This window comes from Clostridium sp. AN503 (assembly GCF_040719375.1).
In the GTDB taxonomy this organism is placed as follows: Bacteria; Bacillota; Clostridia; order Lachnospirales; family Lachnospiraceae; genus Brotaphodocola.
Genome location: NZ_JBFDTP010000001.1, coordinates 550909 through 565768, shown reverse-complemented (window position 1 = coordinate 565768; position 14860 = coordinate 550909). Strand labels below are relative to the sequence as shown.

The window sequence follows — 14860 nt, the reverse complement described above, 5'->3', positions numbered from 1 at the left end:
TCTTTCGCCGTTTAAGCGGCGGGAGTTTTATAGGCTTCGGGCCAAATTGGCCCGAAGTTATATTTGATTGTATATTACATAACCTGTTCCTTATATTTATTCCAAAAGGATAGTTTTACAACAGAGTGATTTTATAAATATCGGCTTGTTCTCCCTCAAATTCAAAACTTCTTTCGTAAATGCCACCATTTTTAATTATTGTCTTTATTGATGGAGTATTGTTTTTCTCTACTGATAGGTGTAATTCTTCCATTCCTGCGTTCTTTGCAACTTCAAGAATTTGTCTTAGCATTTCAGTTGCATACCCTCTATTTCTCATAGAGGGCCTCACACTGTATCCACAATTTCCAAGGTTGATTAAAAAGTCATTTAATGTATGCCGCAAATCAATAATACCTACAATTTCTTCCTGTTCATCAACAGCAAAAAATGTATCCGTCAGCACCCAATTTGGATTTACTGTCTCCGGGCATGAATTTTCTGTTACAGAATATAACCATTCTTCATATGTATCTGCCTTATCAAATAGCTCGCTGCCATTGATGATGTTTTCTCCAGTATCAAAATGTTCTTGTCTATACTGTAAGGCTTTTTCTTTTAATTCTAATGTAGGTCTTACTAAATGAATATTTCTTTTATTTTCCATGTCAAACCTCCTCTGGTAACAATAATCTTTTTATCTCGGTTATTATCTTATTAGGGATAGTTTCATCAATTTTCATCAGCCTACTATACATTCGCACCCCTTGGTATGAAAAAATAATAATATTAAAAACGCCTTCGGGATTAACTTTTTTAAATTCTTTAGTTGCCATACCATAATTGATTAAATCTACCCATGTAGATTTTGATATTTCATATTGCCTAACTACAGAATTTTTAGTTTTCGATATTTCAGGATTGCTATAAAATTCATAAATAGCTTGGCTTAAAGAATTTTCACTATCTATCATTTCATTTGCATACCTTGAGAGAATTTCATTTAAAATTGTAGAAGCAGGAACATGGTTTGCAATTTTAGTCGAAACCTCGTCCTTTTGTTCAGTTGAAAAATCGTTAACAATTTCCAAAAATATTTGCTCAACACTATCATAATGCCGATACAATCCACCACGGCTAAGACCTGTTTGTTCACATATATCTTTCATCGTGATGTCTTTATATCCTCGTTTAGAAAATAATTTATATGCTTCATCACAAATATTTTGTCTTGTTTTATCTCCCTTAAAACTCATTTCCTTGCCTCCTTTGCAACACTTGTGTCTCTTTCTATTATGCGACACGAGTGTTGCTTTGTCAATAGCACCTGCAATAATTCCAACGAATTAGCCCGAAAATCATATCTGCGTTAAAGACTTGCGCTAAACGGCAAGCGATGCAAGTGTCTATACACTTGCGAATTTTCCATGTTCCGGCCTCCGCCGAAACCTGAAAAATCCCGCTTGTTGGGGCCAGCCCCAAACCCTGCGGAACCTCGGGCCAACTTGGCCCGAAGCTCCGGCGCTCCGCTCGATTGGTTGCGTCTCATTCGCTATCGCTCCTGTTCCTTGTTTTTCCCCTGCCCGGTCAGGCCGAGCAGATAATCAATGTTTGCTTTTGCCGTTGTGACTTCCCGCATATCTTTCCGGGCCTCCCGGTATTCAGCGTAAAGCTCCTTTTTTTCAGCCGCCAGCCTGCGGCCTTCCTCCTTCTGTTTCTCCATCTTCGGGAGCTTCGCCCCGGCCAGAATGTCACTCATTTTGGCCCGGGCCGCCCGGTAGATTTCAATATCTGCCTCATGCTCCGCAAAGAATTTTTTACTGTACCGTGAAGCCTTGTACGCCTCAAACACGGGGCGGGTCTTAGCGTAGTTTACCGTGGCCCCTTTGAGCTCCGCATTGGCGGCAAGCGCGGCCTCCACTGTTTTGATTTTTCCGGCCAGAACGTGAAAACGCTCCGTGGCCTCCCCAGCCTTTTTCTCCAACTGCTCATACTCCGTCAGGCCGTTGTCCTGCAAGTAGGCCAGAGCCGCCGCCATCTGCTTTAGGTTGAATACCTTTGCCCACCGCTCATAGGCCGGGCCTTTTCCTTGAAGCCGGTTCTGAATGTCGATAATCAGGTTGAGCCTGCGGCCCGGCTTCACAGGCTCCGCCGCCCGGCTGGAGGGCAAGGGGGCGCGGCCTTCGATAACGGCCCGTATATTCTCCGGGCCATAACCTTCCCCGAGTGTGGAGGCCCGACAACGGGTAAACCGTTCCTGTCCGGGACAGCGAAACGAGAGAGAGCCGCCGCGCCCGTGTTTTACCTCGTAGCCCGCCGCCTTCATCAGTGAGAGAAAAGCGGCAAAATTGGCGGGCTTCTGCAAGAGGGCCGCGTCGATCTGCGCCCGCAGCCGCTCCTGAAAGGTGGGCGGTTTGTTATCCCCAAGCCATTCCCTGTAATTCTTAAACTTGCCCTTACTCCGGGGCTTCGGATTTTTCACAATCGAAAGCCCGTGTTCCAGACAGATCCGGTCACTTACCCGCCGGATTGCAAAAGAACTGTTCCAGAAATTCCGAAACTTCCGGGCACAGTCAAGAGACGTTGAATTGTAGTAAATATGGTTATGGACGTGTGCCTTATCAATGTGTGTTGTGACAATAAAAGCGTGGTTGCCTTTTGTCCAGCTCATGCCGAGCTCGTAGCCGATACGGTTTGCTTCTTCCGGGGTCACTTCTCCGGGGAGAAAGGATTGCCGTATCTGATAACATAAAATGTCCTCGTCCCACTTCTGCACCCGGCCCGTGATGGCCTTATACTTGCTCTTAGAAAGCAAAAATTCCGCGTCCACCGTGGCCGGGTCGCACTCATAAGCGGAGATAAGTTTACCGCCCCGGGTCTTATCGGGATTTTTGCCGTAGTCAATACAGTCCTTGATTGCCTCCGCTATCGTCTCCCCGGCGTTGATATGCCGGGTAAAATGGCGGGTAGTTGCCATGTCTCACCTCCATTCCATGAAGAACGGCGGCCCCGCAGAGCCGCCGTTTTGCAGTTCCTGCTTCGGGTCAACTTGGCCCGAAGTCCCGCCGCCTGTCAGCTTGTGATGAACCGCCGGAGGGAATAGTTCAGCCCGTCCAATGCGCTGATGATAAATTCCGCGATAGCCGGGAGCCCATAGGGCGAGAGCAGGAAAGCAAGGACGAGAAACGCCACGCCGCCGACAGGCTGATGTTGGAGCACGAACAGGCCCACGGCAATCAGGGCCAGCACCCCGGAGGCCAGAGACAAAAGCCACCCGGCCACATCGAACAGGAACATCAGCACCGCCACCAGAAGTGACAGAACCAGCAGGAACGGCAAAGCAAAAATCTTAAATATCAGTCTCATGTAAACAGCCCCTTTCTTTGTTTTATCCTACTATAATTTTACCATTTCAGGGGCCGGACAACAATGTTGTCGGGACTTTGCAAATCTTGTCCCGGCGCACTTCGGGCCAACTTGGCCTGAAGTCCATAGAAAAGAAAAAGAGAGGGAAAAGCCGGAACGCTTTTTCCTCTCTAAAATTTTTTATACACCTTTTACCAAAAAGGCGTACTTAAACAGCCCTACAAATTGGAATTTGTTGCTAATTCATATTTTTTAATTTGCATCCAAATCCAAGAAATTAATAATAGAAAATACCAATTATAATCATAAATAATTCTGTTCACAGTTTTTTAAGATATATACTTTCTTATTTCTTCTCTAAGCATTTTTTCATTTACTTCGGTGCCATCTATTCTAGGTAAAATAAATTCAATTATTGAATCAAAATCCTCAAGTAACAAATCAAAAATAAGGTCAATGGAAACAAGAAAATTAGTATCACCTCTCTGAAGGAACCCATTTAAGTTTTCTCTGCGAATTACATATTCAGGATGTGAATTATCTTTTATATGTGTTATAGCATTAAGCTTTTCAAATAATGCAAAAGTTCTTAGACATAAATCAATACCAAATACGCTCAAAGGATACTGTACATCATTTTTGTTTAATATTAAATCTGAAAACATTGCTCCAAAAAGATCTGCTTCTAATTCGTCATTCTTACTTTTCAATGAAAACTGAGCATCATCATTGAATGGTTGTGAAATATTGTCTTTAAAGGTATGCCCTAGTAAAAAGTGGCAGTATTCATGTGCTACAACAAAATGCAAGAACCCTTTTACCAAAGTTTCAGTCATGGGTATAGTATTGTCATTCATTAATGTATTAGCAGGACATCGCTTTGAGAAGAAATATGTTAGTATTAAACAGTAAAATTCTTCCTTTATATTTAGCCTTTTTATTTCTTCTTTAATAAATGCTTCTTCAAGAAAAAGACCAGATAATGTTAGTGGTCGATTCTTGCTAACAGGATAGAAGCACGCTACTATTGAACATAGATAAAATGCAAATGATATCAGTCCATCAGAAATAAGGATGATTTCGTTCGTATCTTCATTTTTTGCTTTAATCAAAGCTGTAAAGCGATTGGACGGAATGGTGCCAAATATAGGTATGTCGTTTTCTAGATTTATAAACTTCGTTTTAAAAGGGTCAACCGAAAAAAGGTGCTTTACATCAACAATATTCTCAAATATTTCATATATATCAAGATAAGAGAGTGTATCTTGATACTTCGAAGGAATATTTATTTTTCTAGCTTTATCAATATGAATACTTGTAGATGGAAAAGATGGTCTGATTTTTTGTGCATATTCATCTACTTCTTTAAGGTGCTGAGACAAATAGTCTACTCTAAATGTTGATGGAATTTTTTGATAGGAACTCTGTATAGTCTCAAGGAGCTCAACTGTTTTTTTATCAGTCATTTCTATGGTTCTCCTCTAATCATCTGGTGAATTTTTTAACAACAGCATCAATTAATTTGTCTTTTTGTGAGTCGGTCAACTCAAAATTTATAGTTAATGATTCAGTTTGACCATTACATGTTAGCTCAATTGTTGTTTCCTTTTTTCTAATATTAGTAGCTTTATTCACTACGATAGATAAACAATACTTTAACATATCATATAGAGCACTGTACCCAATATTTTGAATTGCTTGCACCATAACCATTACTACTCCCGCATCAATTAAGGATAACGCTTCAATTTTACTAAATTCGATTTGCCTATTGGCAGACTCTTTATTCAAGCAAATAATATCTTCTTTACTCAAATCTAAGCCACTAATGATTACCTTATACATTTAATTTGCCTCACCTTCGATTTGTAATTTCTGTATAGTTTTATATGTCTCGTTAAATTCCGATTTGTCTAGTACGCCTTCTCCGCCAAAAGCGAACCTATTATTATCAAATCAAGTATACAATAGCTCGAACAATCCGTCAATCTTCGGGTCAACTTGGCCCGAAGCTCCCGGACAGAAAGAAAGCAGGGGAGCGAAGGCCCGGCCCCCGCTCCCCATGCTCACAGCTCCACAATGGCGGATAGCTGTTTCAGTATGTCATTCATGCGCCCCCACAGCTCGGCGTAGTCCTGTTGAAGCCCGGCAATTTCGTCCGGGTATATGCCGTAGGTGTTGGCGTGGATCGCCACCTGATTCAGATTGTTGGAGCACCGCCGTTGCAGGGAAACCAGTTCCCGGACGGGCGAGAGGTCAACATGGAGGATATAGCCGTTTAAGGCCATCTTGCGGACAAAGGCGCTCATGTTGCGGACGCCCGCCTCGTCCATGCGGGCGTGGAGCTGTTCCAGTTCCTCCGGGGATACCATCACATAAAGCGGGATATTCCGCCTGCGGCGGGGCATTACCGTTCCTCCCGCTCCCGGCTCCGCTTGTGGTGGGGCGGCTCCTTTACCTTATCCAGCGGCTTTTCCCGTTCCGGGGGAACCGGGGCGGGCGGCGTGTTGTTCAGCACACCGTCAATCATGTTGTAATTCTGTTCAGCGGAGAGCTCCGCCGACTTCAAAGGGTTATCCTTTTCCTGCATGAAATACCTCCTATCTCTCCTCATGGGCGGGGCCGCTTTTCTTTACGGGCGGTTCCTGATGATCCTTTGCCTGCTTCGAGCCCTTGCGGAGCTGGGCGGCAATCGAAAGTTTTTCTCTGCGCTCCGCTTGTAATTCCTGCATAATTTCAAGCCGCTCCGAGAGCTGTTCCGGGGTCACAAAGTCTTTCAGCACATAGGAACCAAAATCCGGGTGGAACCACGTCAGCCGTTTGCGCTCGGAGAAATGGCGGCTGTCCTCCCATTTTCCGAGAGCCTGTGTCTGTTCCTCCATGCGTTTTTTCAGGTCAGGATTTTTCCGGGAGGGTTTCAGTTCGTAGTCCTCCATCTGCTTATCTGTCAACGGCTTTGCGTAAATCAGTTCGCCCCACGCCCGGAAGGCTTCCCCCGGTATGGGAATACGAAAATCACAGTCATAGTTTTTAATCTCCACGGGCTTATTATCGGGCGGTTCAGGGAACGTCGATATATCCACTGGCCGCTGTGTAGAGTAGTATTTATACCCGTCCAAACAATTCCTCCTTTCCAGCCTCGGGCCAACTTGGCCCGAAGTCCTTATTTGTTACGATTTACCCCACAAAACAGAGGCAAGACGTAGATTGATATTAAGACCGCCAAAACCGGGCGCGGAAAGCCCGGAAACACAGGGATTTTACAGGGCCTAATCGTAACGCCTCCCCCTGTTTTTTTCCCGCTTTTTCCGCATACGCGCCCGGCTCCGGCGGCGGTTGCCCTCGGCCTTGCAGGCTTCGGAACAGTAGGCTTGCCGCCCCTCGGGAATAAAGGCCCTCCCGCATACGGCGCAGCGCTTTATTTCCGGCCCCGCCGCCTCCCCTGTGAGGGCGGTTTCCAGCACCGGGGCCAGAGGCAGCACCGCCGCCCGGAAGTAGCGGCACAGGCTCCCCGTCCACCACTTGCCGAGCATATAGCAGGGGCAGTCCAGCGGGAGACAGCCGTATTCGCTGTCATAGTTGGCGCACATACCCGTGACCAGCCGCCGGATTGTTTTCCTCTCGTCACGGGTCAGCTCCCGGCACATCACCGCTTCGGGCCAACTTGGCCCGAAGTCCTGCGGGGCTCCACAATCAGGGTGCGCCGCTTCTTCCTGCAATCGCCGCTGCGCTCCCGGCAGGCAGGGCAGGGCTCCGGGTCGTGCCGGGAGGGCCGGGGAACCTGCTTCATCATTCGCTCATAGGGGCTGTCGGTAAAATTCATTCTTCGTCCTCCTTCCCCGGCTCGTCCTCGTCCCACGGCGGGAGGTCGCTGTCCCCGTCAGGCTCGTCCCCTTCTTCCTCAAAGTCGATTTCTTCCTCGTCCAGATCGGGGGCCTGATGTTTCGGGCGGTAAATCTTGAAGTACCAGCCGGCCCCGCCACCGATTGCCACCACGGTCAGCACCAGAAGGATTGTCCCGATGGGACTGTCTTTCTTTTCGGGCTCCGGGGCGGGGGCGGGTTCCGGCTCGTCGGCGGGCTCCGGTGGCACAGGTGTGGGCTTCGGTTCCGGTTCCACCGTCTCGGGCTCCTTCTCACTTTGCGCGAGGGAGAGCAAATCCTTTTCCGTCACAGCGTCAAGGAAATAGACGTTTTCGCTTGTGCGCTGTTTGTCAATGACCAGAAAGAAAACGTGCTCGTCCGGGGTCTGAATGGTATAAAACTCTTTTCCGTCCTCGTCGGTGGCGTTGTCAACCACTGTGCCGGTTCCCTCCGGGGTGAAGGGCTTGGCGGTGGTGGTTTCCTCCTGTGCGGGCGGTTCCTCCGTAGGCTCGGTGCTCTGCGCGAAGGCCGGAAGGGCAAAGACAGGAAGGCAGAGAAAAACGGCGGCCAGCGCCGCCGCCATACGGGATTTAGTTTTCATCATCAGTCGGTTCCTCCTTTCTTTCGCCGGACTTCGGGCCAACTTGGCCCGAAGCGGCAGGGGCCTTTTTCTGCTCCTTCAGGAAGTCGGCCAGCGCGGCGGGCGTCAGGTTGAGAGAACGCACCAGCTCGACAATCTCTGTGTTTTCCAGTTCGGTTTTCTGGCGTTCCAGCTCCCGGAGCCGGGCCTGCTGTTCGCTGATTTTCGCCTTGACCTTCTCAATCTCGGCGCATACCTTGTCAATTTTACTGCTCATGCAAAACCTCCTTTTTCAGTTGAGCCGCCCGAAGGCGTAAAAATGTTCCTGCCAGTAGGACGTGCTGATACTGGCATATTTGATGGGGTCGCCACAGTGGATCATCATATTGTCGCCTACATAAATGCCGACGTGGGAGACAGGCCCGGCGCTGTCATAGGTGCGGGTAAAGAAAATCAGATCTCCGGGCCGGGCTTCACTCTTTGGAATGATGGCGCATTGGTTGTAAATCCCGGTTGCCGTGGTGCGGGGCAGGTTGTAAACGCCGGAATGGGTGTATACCCAGCACACAAAGCCCGAACAGTCAAAACTTGTGCTCGGGGAGCTTCCGCCCCACACATAAGGGTAGCCCAGGTACTTTTCCGCCTCGGCAATCAGGGCGGCAAAATCCGGGTCGGTCAGGGCCTCCCCCGGTATCTCGTAGGAGGGGCCGGGGGCGGTATCGCCGCCCGTATAGATGTTATCCCACAGATAGGGCTTGTTGCCCTTCGTCCACATGGTAGCCGAATAGAGCTCCTTCTGGTCGGCGGTCAGCCGCTCGTTGATAACCACGGGCAGGGTGCGGTTTTTCAGGGTGACGGTGAGAATGTAATACTCGTAGGGGACTTCATAGGTGTCCGTATGGCTGTTGCCTTCCTCGTCCGTCCATGTATCGGTTTCCGTGCGGTAACGGATTTCCACCGTCTCGGTCAGGGTCAGCTTATACTGTGCGTCAAATACGGCTTGAAGCTCCCCCTGTACCTCGGCGCGGGTGTAGGATTGGAATTTTGCGGTTAAGTAGGAGGCCAGCTCATAGGGGTTGTGTCCCACCTCGTCCACCTGATAGCGGTACTCGTCATAGCCGGGGTGGGTGCTCTCGATATTGGCGATTTCGTCCACCATCGCCCGCTCTAATGCCGTGTAGTCCTCGTCGGCCCCTAACAGGTCGCTGTCCTCGGAACCGTAGGAAGTGCCTAAAACAGCGTTCATGGCCCCGCCCCCAATCATGCCGGGGAGGGAGGATAAAGCGCCCATCAGCAGCATGACCACCAGAAGGACGGCAAGCACAATCAGGACGCCGACCGGGTGGCGTTTCACAAAGAGGGCCACACGCCGGGCCAGTTTTTCCGTGGTAATGGCGGTTTTCTCCGCCGCCCTTGCGCCTTGCTTCGCCGCCTCCCGCGCCCGCTTGGCATACTCCCGTTTGAGTTTCCACTTCTGCGAAAAGCGGGACAGGGGATTGCTGTATAGCTCCGGGTGTTCCTGCGCGGCGGTGTGAAACGCATAGTCCGCACTGGCTCGGATTTCTTTTTTCTCCCACTTCACCACGCTTCGGGCGTGGCGGGTACGCCACCGCCTTTTGGCAAACCGGGACACCTTGCGGATACCTGTCTCGGCCACAAGCTCGGATTTGTGGGCTCCTTCCACGCCCACATTTTCATGTTCCACTTCATGTATCTTGTTATGAGCGTAAATCCATGCCCCGGTGCGGGCGCTTCGGGCCAGCCTGCGGGGGATACCGGGCTCTTTGGGCGGCTTCTGTGCGTCCAGCTTAGTCCGGGCCTTGCCGAGCTTTTCCCCGGCTTTTTCAGCCCGTGCCTTTGCCTTCTCCGTCTTTTTCCCTTCCCGTGTCTGCGGCCCTTCGCTGTCTGTTTTGCCGGGGTCTGCTCCTGTCCGGGCCTCCCCGGCGCTGTTTCCGGGCGGCGGCTCCCCTTCACGGCGGAGCCGTTCCGAGGGCCGGGGCCGCTCTTTGTCCTGCCGGAATTTCTTCTGCCCCTGCTTCGGGCCAACTTGGCCCGAGGTAGTTTCTTCCCCTGTCCGGCCTGTGCTGTTGCCCGGTTCCCCTTCGTCCTCAAACCGCAGGCGGGAGGAAGGCCCCGTCGCCTCCGGCTCCGGGCCGGGCGGGGCCTGTTTCCTTCTGGCGGACTTCGGGCCATGTTGGCCCGAAGTGTCCAGTTTCTTTCCGGGTGTCCGGTCTATCCATTTTGCGATAAAATCAACCTCCTTTCCCTAAAAATGAAATGTACCAGTCAATATCTCTGGACATTGAACTGGCATACCTCTTTGTTAAACCGGGGCTGTTGAATTGGAATGTAAGTGCCGGGGGCGCTCCGCATGGAATAGAACAGGTCTTTATCCTTTGGATAGGCCAGACCTTGATACTCCGGGTAGCTCTGTAAAATCCTCCGCCCCCGTTTAGTAAGCGGGTACAGGTAGCGGAACATACGGCCATTGATTTTCTCAATCCCCTTGTACTGGCAGTAGCCAAAGGTCAGCCAGTAACGTTTTGCCACGCCGTCAAAGGCCGCGTTTTCTTCCAGCAGGAGCCGGGCGCTTCGCGGGTGGATTTTCTCCCCGGTCAGGCTGTCCCGGTAAACGCTTGTTGTGAAACTCCCCACATACTGGAAGTTGCTGGCCTGATACACATAGCCGCATTTTCCCATGATACCGTCCGCCAATGTGTAAAGATACAGATAGCGTGTGTTGGCTTTCAGCCATTTCACCATCTGGGAAATGACGATACTTCCGAAGCATTGGGTGTCGTTGAAGTCCGGCAGGAAACACATCTTCCCGATTTCGATATAGTCCGTTGTCCGCAGTACATGGCAGGGGAACAGCTTGCGGATTGTCTGCAAGGGCTGCGTACCCCATCCCAATACCACCACACCGGCTAACCGCCCATCAATGAAAAAGCCTAAGTAAAACCGGTTCAGCCGCGGCATGACCTTTGAATAATGGTACTGATGGATAAAGTTTACGGCCTGATCCTTTGATATTTCCTGTACCGCTGGAATGGGCTTCGGGCCAACTTGGCCCGAAGTGTCCCGGTCATACGCCCGTCCCTTCATCTTTCAAATCCTCGGGGCGGGTGGTCAGGAGACGGTAAATCTCGGTATTCTGCGGGAACCTGTCAGAGAATGGGATAATCACATTTCCGAAGAATAAGAGCCCTTCGCCGCTGTTGCTGTTGGTGACAAAGGATAACTGGGTGGGACTGATTCCTAACTGCTTCGCCAAAATCTGCCGGTCGCCCTGGGCCTGCGAGAGCATAACGAGAAAGTCGCTGTTTTCAAAGATGTTCTCTATCTCCCGGCTGGCAAGAAGGTCTTTTACATTCTGGGTCAACGCACTCGGGACGCAAAATTTCTTCCGCAGCATTTTCCAGACGGTCACGCAGTAAGAGGCCGTGAGCTCGTCTTTCAAGAGTAAATGGAACTCGTCAAAGTAGCACCATGTGGCGGTTCCCTGTGCAAAGTTGGCCGATACCTGCGAATTAACTAAATCCTGCATAATCAGCATGGCGATTGTCCGCAGGCCCGCCCCGAGCTTCTTTAGGTCGAGGCAGACAAGGCGGCTTGACAGGTCAACATCGGTTTCATGGTTGAATACATTGAGGGAGCCCGACACATAGATTTCCAGCGAGGTTGCCAGCCGCGCCGCCTCCGGCTCCGTCTGTTTGCACAGGAGCGTATACAGGTCTTGGAGTATCGGCATTTTGGCCGTGCCGGGGGCTTGCAGATAGTCCCGGTACATGAGCCGCACACAGCGGTCAATGACTGTCCGCTCCACGGGTTGAAGGCCGTCCTTGCCGCCCACAATCAGCTCCATCAGCGAGAGAATGAAGTCCGCTTTCAGCGCCATTGGGTTTTCCTCCCCAGTGTCAAAGTCTGCGGATATGTCCATCGGGTTGATGTGGTGCGGGCTGTTAGGCGCAATCTCCACCACCTGCCCGCCAAGCCGCCGTACCAGAGCGGAATATTCCCCCATTGGGTCTACGATGATAATGCGGTCATTTGTGGCAAGGAATACGTTGACTAATTCCCTTTTTCCGGCAAAACTTTTCCCACTTCCCGGAACTCCAAGGTATATCCCGTTGGGATTTTTAAGTTTCTTGCGGTTTGCCATGATGACGTTATGGGAAAGAGCGTTCAGGCCGTAATAGACCGCTTCCCCGTCCATGCGGAGCTCTTGGGTCAGGAAGGGAATGAAAATCGCGGTGCTGCTGGTTGTCAGGCCCCGCTGGATCTCCACGGCATTACAGCCGAGGGGAAGGGAGGACAGAAAGCCCTGTTCCTGCTGGAAGTCCAGCCGCCGGATTGTGCAGTTATATTTCTGCGTGATACCGGAAACCGTGAAAATCTCGTTTTCAAGCTGTTCCCGCGTGGGGGCCATGTTGACAATCAGGAAGGTTAAAAGAAACATTCTCTCGTTGCGGCTCTGCAAATCCTCCAGCAAGGTCTTTGCGTCCTTGCTGAACGTCACAAGGTCGGGCGGGAGAATGTCCATATCGTAGCCCGAGCGGACAGCCTTTTTCTGTTCTTCCATCTTCATTTTGTCAATGTCCGAGAGCTTGCCCTTGATGGTCTTGATGGCCTTTGACTGGTCTACCGTCTGAATGTGCATGGTGACGGTCATTTCCGTGTCCAGTTCCAGAAGCTCCGCAAGCAGTTTGTCGGAGAGCTCCGAGGCGGTTATCTGCAAATAAGAGGCCGCGCCCCATGTTGCCCCCACCTTGAAGAACCGGCCCCGGCGGAAGTCAAAGCTGGTCGGGGCGATAAAGTCTTTTGTGGTCATGCCTGTCTGTGGTATCTGCTCCCATGTGAATGTGAAGGGCTCCCGGCCTCCGGGGTGGAGTTGGCCGTGTAGGATTTCCAGACGTTCCCGCCCGGGGAGGGGCCGCGACTGGACGCCTAACTGTTTGAAGTTCCCCATAATGTCGGCCTCAATCCGTTCCAGCCGGGGCCGCGCCGCCTTCACGCTATCTGCCGGGACGCCGAAGGTTATCAGCTTCGTGCGGACAATGCCGTTGTTGCTTTTGGCAATCTGGTTTTCCAGCATTTCCACATACTCGGCCCGGATACTGTCAAACTCGTCATGCCTCGGGGCGATGTTCACGGTGTACTTGCTTTCAGGCCGGGAGCGGTGGTTGATGAAGGAGAGCTGGAAGGGCAGGGCGCTGTCAAAGTAGTTCAGGAAGGAGCTCCACCCGTCAAAGATAGCCGACTGATCTTCGGCCTGCGCGAGCTGGTAGTTGATGTCCTCAAACTCCACCGTCTTTGTGTAAACGCCGTTGTTTAAGCGGCATACGCCGTCCTTAAACATTTCCCGGAACGGGATTGTCTGCTGTGCGGTCTGCGGCCCCGCCTGTTTCCGGCCCTTATCGCCTGCCCGTTTGGGCGCGGCCTGTTTTGCCTCTTTTCCTTTTCGCAATCCTTGTACCTCCTTTCGGTGTGTCCTCCGGCTTCGGGCCAACTTGGCCCGAAGCGCCGGGGCCGCTCCATGCGGCATAGAAATTTTCGGTCTTGTAGGGCCGGACTTGGGGCCAGAGGAACCGGGCCCGGATATAGTTTCGCAGTATCTTTTCAAAGGGGAGGCCGTCACGCTCGAACATGGCAAAGAAAAAGAATGGGAGCATGAGGCCAATCATCAGGAACAGTGCCGGACTGTTACCGATGACGGGGCGGGTCAGCAGATAGACGGGGATTCCCACCGCCGCCGCGCCCGAGAAACAAATAAGCTGGCGCTTCGTCAGGTTGAAGGCCAGCTTGGTCTTTACTTTGGATAAATCTTTCGGAACCTGCACATAGGGCAAAGCTCAAAACCTCCTTTCATCACCTCGGGCCAAGTTGGCCCGAAGCGGTTATCGTGTCTCGTCCCGGGCCGCGTCCTGCCGGACAGCGGGCCGGGCGGTTTCCCTCCCCCGTGTCCGCGCCCTCCAATATGCGGGATTGTGTTCCCGGAGAGATTGATTGATGTTTTCTTCATACGCCTCCTTGTTTCTGATCCGGTCGGGGATTTTCCAGAGCCGCTTATCCAGCAGTTCCCGGAAAACGACTTCCTCCTGTGTATCTTCCTCAAAGCAGAGATAGCCGCCCTGCCGGAACCCGCATTTCTTTGCGGCGGGGGAGAGAAAAGCCGCCACTTCCTTTGAAACCATTGTCCCGCCGTGGCTGGCGGTGCTTACCAGAAAGACGCCCGGGCAGAGAATATCACAGACCTGCACACGGCCCCACGGCGATATTTCCGGCTTTCGGTACATGGGCTGTCCTCCTTTCCGCCGGGGAACCTCGGGCCAACTTGGCCCGAAGTGTTACCGCTCCGCCGCCTTCGCTGGCTTTTCCTTCGGGGCTCGGGCGGCGTTCTCCTTTGCCGCCTTCTTCGTTCCGGCCTCCAACTGGCCCTTGATGGACGCCTTTTCCGGTGGCGGGGCCTGCCGGGCGGCGGCAATCCGGGCCTGTAACTTTTCTATCTCCTGTTGGTACGCCTCTAAAATCGCCCCGTGAAGTTCCTCCCGGAACTCCTTTGTGATGGGCTTCACCGTGTCCCGGTAGCCTGTCCGGCTGCTCTTGTCCGGCTTGCTCGGCATACCCACATACAGGCCCTTGTCACTCTGTAAAATCTTGAAGTCCTCCACCACAAAGCAGTCGTTGAGCTTCACGGTGGCAAAACCCACCAGATTTTTGATGGGGTCAATGGGCCGGGCGGTCACGTCCAGCTTTAGGCCGGAGCCGCCGGGGGCCTCCTGTTCCGGGGCCTGCGTGCCCGTGGTCTTTTCCTCACTCATTGTCATTTCCTCCTTTCCGGGCCGGGAAAGAACCTCCCCGCCCTCGTAGCGGTAGCCTGCCCGCCTGATTGCCGTCAGCGTGTCCGCAGACACATTTCCGTTTAACTGAATATCCGTGTCGGCCATGAAGCGCAGGGTGTCCGCCTCGGTGAAGTCCTCCGCCAGTTTTCCATGCCATAGCGGCTGAATACTTCCGTCCGAGGCCACGCCGTACCGTCTCGGGGCCATAGCCTCACCTCGTTTCTGAAACC

18 protein-coding genes are annotated in these 14860 nt (G+C 51.7%); all 18 read right to left on the bottom strand.

Translation table 11 applies throughout. From position 1 onward, the window contains the following. Positions 1-115 precede the first annotated feature (115 nt). The gene (locus AB1I67_RS02360; protein ID WP_367028209.1) at positions 116-646 is read right to left on the bottom strand and encodes a GNAT family N-acetyltransferase; all 531 of its coding nucleotides are present in this window, start codon (positions 644-646) and stop codon (positions 116-118) included. 1 nt (position 647) lies between these two features. Beyond that, positions 648-1235, bottom strand: coding sequence for a TetR family transcriptional regulator (locus AB1I67_RS02355; protein WP_054349064.1), 588 nt, complete (start codon positions 1233-1235; stop codon positions 648-650). Between the two features lie 296 nt (positions 1236-1531). After that, positions 1532-2956 (bottom strand): relaxase/mobilization nuclease domain-containing protein, encoded by a 1425-nt coding sequence (locus AB1I67_RS02350; protein WP_367028208.1) that lies wholly within the window; start codon positions 2954-2956, stop codon positions 1532-1534. Between the two features lie 95 nt (positions 2957-3051). Further along, positions 3052-3345, bottom strand: a complete 294-nt coding sequence (locus tag AB1I67_RS02345) for a CD1845 family protein (protein WP_367028207.1) — start codon at positions 3343-3345, stop codon at positions 3052-3054. A gap of 329 nt (positions 3346-3674) precedes the next feature. Beyond that, positions 3675-4811 carry a hypothetical protein gene (locus AB1I67_RS02340; protein ID WP_367028206.1) on the bottom strand — a complete coding sequence of 379 codons (1137 nt, stop codon included), beginning with the start codon at positions 4809-4811 and terminating at the stop codon, positions 3675-3677. Positions 4812-4830: 19 nt separating this feature from the next. Beyond that, positions 4831-5190 (bottom strand): hypothetical protein, encoded by a 360-nt coding sequence (locus AB1I67_RS02335; RefSeq protein ID WP_367028205.1) that lies wholly within the window; start codon positions 5188-5190, stop codon positions 4831-4833. A 221-nt stretch (positions 5191-5411) separates the two neighbouring features. Then, the gene (mobC, locus tag AB1I67_RS02330) at positions 5412-5753 is read right to left on the bottom strand and encodes a plasmid mobilization relaxosome protein MobC (protein ID WP_367028204.1); all 342 of its coding nucleotides are present in this window, start codon (positions 5751-5753) and stop codon (positions 5412-5414) included. Continuing rightward, positions 5753-5935, bottom strand: coding sequence for a DUF4316 domain-containing protein (locus AB1I67_RS02325; RefSeq protein ID WP_367028203.1), 183 nt, complete (start codon positions 5933-5935; stop codon positions 5753-5755). Before AB1I67_RS02325 ends, mobC begins: the two co-directional genes overlap by 1 nt. A 10-nt stretch (positions 5936-5945) precedes the next feature. Next, a complete protein-coding gene (locus AB1I67_RS02320; protein WP_367028202.1) occupies positions 5946-6464 on the bottom strand; it encodes a hypothetical protein in 519 nt (172 codons plus the stop codon). A 150-nt stretch (positions 6465-6614) separates the two neighbouring features. Beyond that, positions 6615-6995 (bottom strand): cysteine-rich VLP protein, encoded by a 381-nt coding sequence (locus AB1I67_RS02315; RefSeq protein ID WP_367028201.1) that lies wholly within the window; start codon positions 6993-6995, stop codon positions 6615-6617. 169 nt (positions 6996-7164) lie between these two features. Then, positions 7165-7809: a DUF4366 domain-containing protein gene (locus AB1I67_RS02310; RefSeq protein ID WP_367029134.1), complete on the bottom strand. Its 645-nt coding sequence runs from the start codon at positions 7807-7809 to the stop codon at positions 7165-7167. After that, the gene (locus AB1I67_RS02305; protein ID WP_087361424.1) at positions 7799-8065 is read right to left on the bottom strand and encodes a DUF4315 family protein; all 267 of its coding nucleotides are present in this window, start codon (positions 8063-8065) and stop codon (positions 7799-7801) included. The genes AB1I67_RS02310 and AB1I67_RS02305 overlap by 11 nt, the downstream gene beginning before the upstream one ends. Positions 8066-8080: 15 nt before the next feature. Continuing rightward, positions 8081-9493 carry a C40 family peptidase gene (locus AB1I67_RS02300; RefSeq protein WP_367028200.1) on the bottom strand — a complete coding sequence of 471 codons (1413 nt, stop codon included), beginning with the start codon at positions 9491-9493 and terminating at the stop codon, positions 8081-8083. A gap of 581 nt (positions 9494-10074) precedes the next feature. Then, positions 10075-10893, bottom strand: a complete 819-nt coding sequence (locus AB1I67_RS02295; protein ID WP_367028199.1) for a hypothetical protein — start codon at positions 10891-10893, stop codon at positions 10075-10077. After that, positions 10874-13255, bottom strand: a complete 2382-nt coding sequence (locus tag AB1I67_RS02290) for a VirB4-like conjugal transfer ATPase, CD1110 family (protein WP_367028198.1) — start codon at positions 13253-13255, stop codon at positions 10874-10876. Before AB1I67_RS02290 ends, AB1I67_RS02295 begins: the two co-directional genes overlap by 20 nt. Beyond that, a complete protein-coding gene (locus AB1I67_RS02285) occupies positions 13203-13637 on the bottom strand; it encodes a PrgI family protein (protein ID WP_367028197.1) in 435 nt (144 codons plus the stop codon). Before AB1I67_RS02285 ends, AB1I67_RS02290 begins: the two co-directional genes overlap by 53 nt. Before the next feature lie 48 nt (positions 13638-13685). Beyond that, positions 13686-14084 (bottom strand): hypothetical protein, encoded by a 399-nt coding sequence (locus tag AB1I67_RS02280; RefSeq protein WP_367028196.1) that lies wholly within the window; start codon positions 14082-14084, stop codon positions 13686-13688. Between the two features lie 51 nt (positions 14085-14135). Further along, a complete protein-coding gene (locus AB1I67_RS02275; protein WP_367028195.1) occupies positions 14136-14837 on the bottom strand; it encodes a septation protein SpoVG family protein in 702 nt (233 codons plus the stop codon). Between the last annotated feature and the right edge of the window lie 23 nt (positions 14838-14860).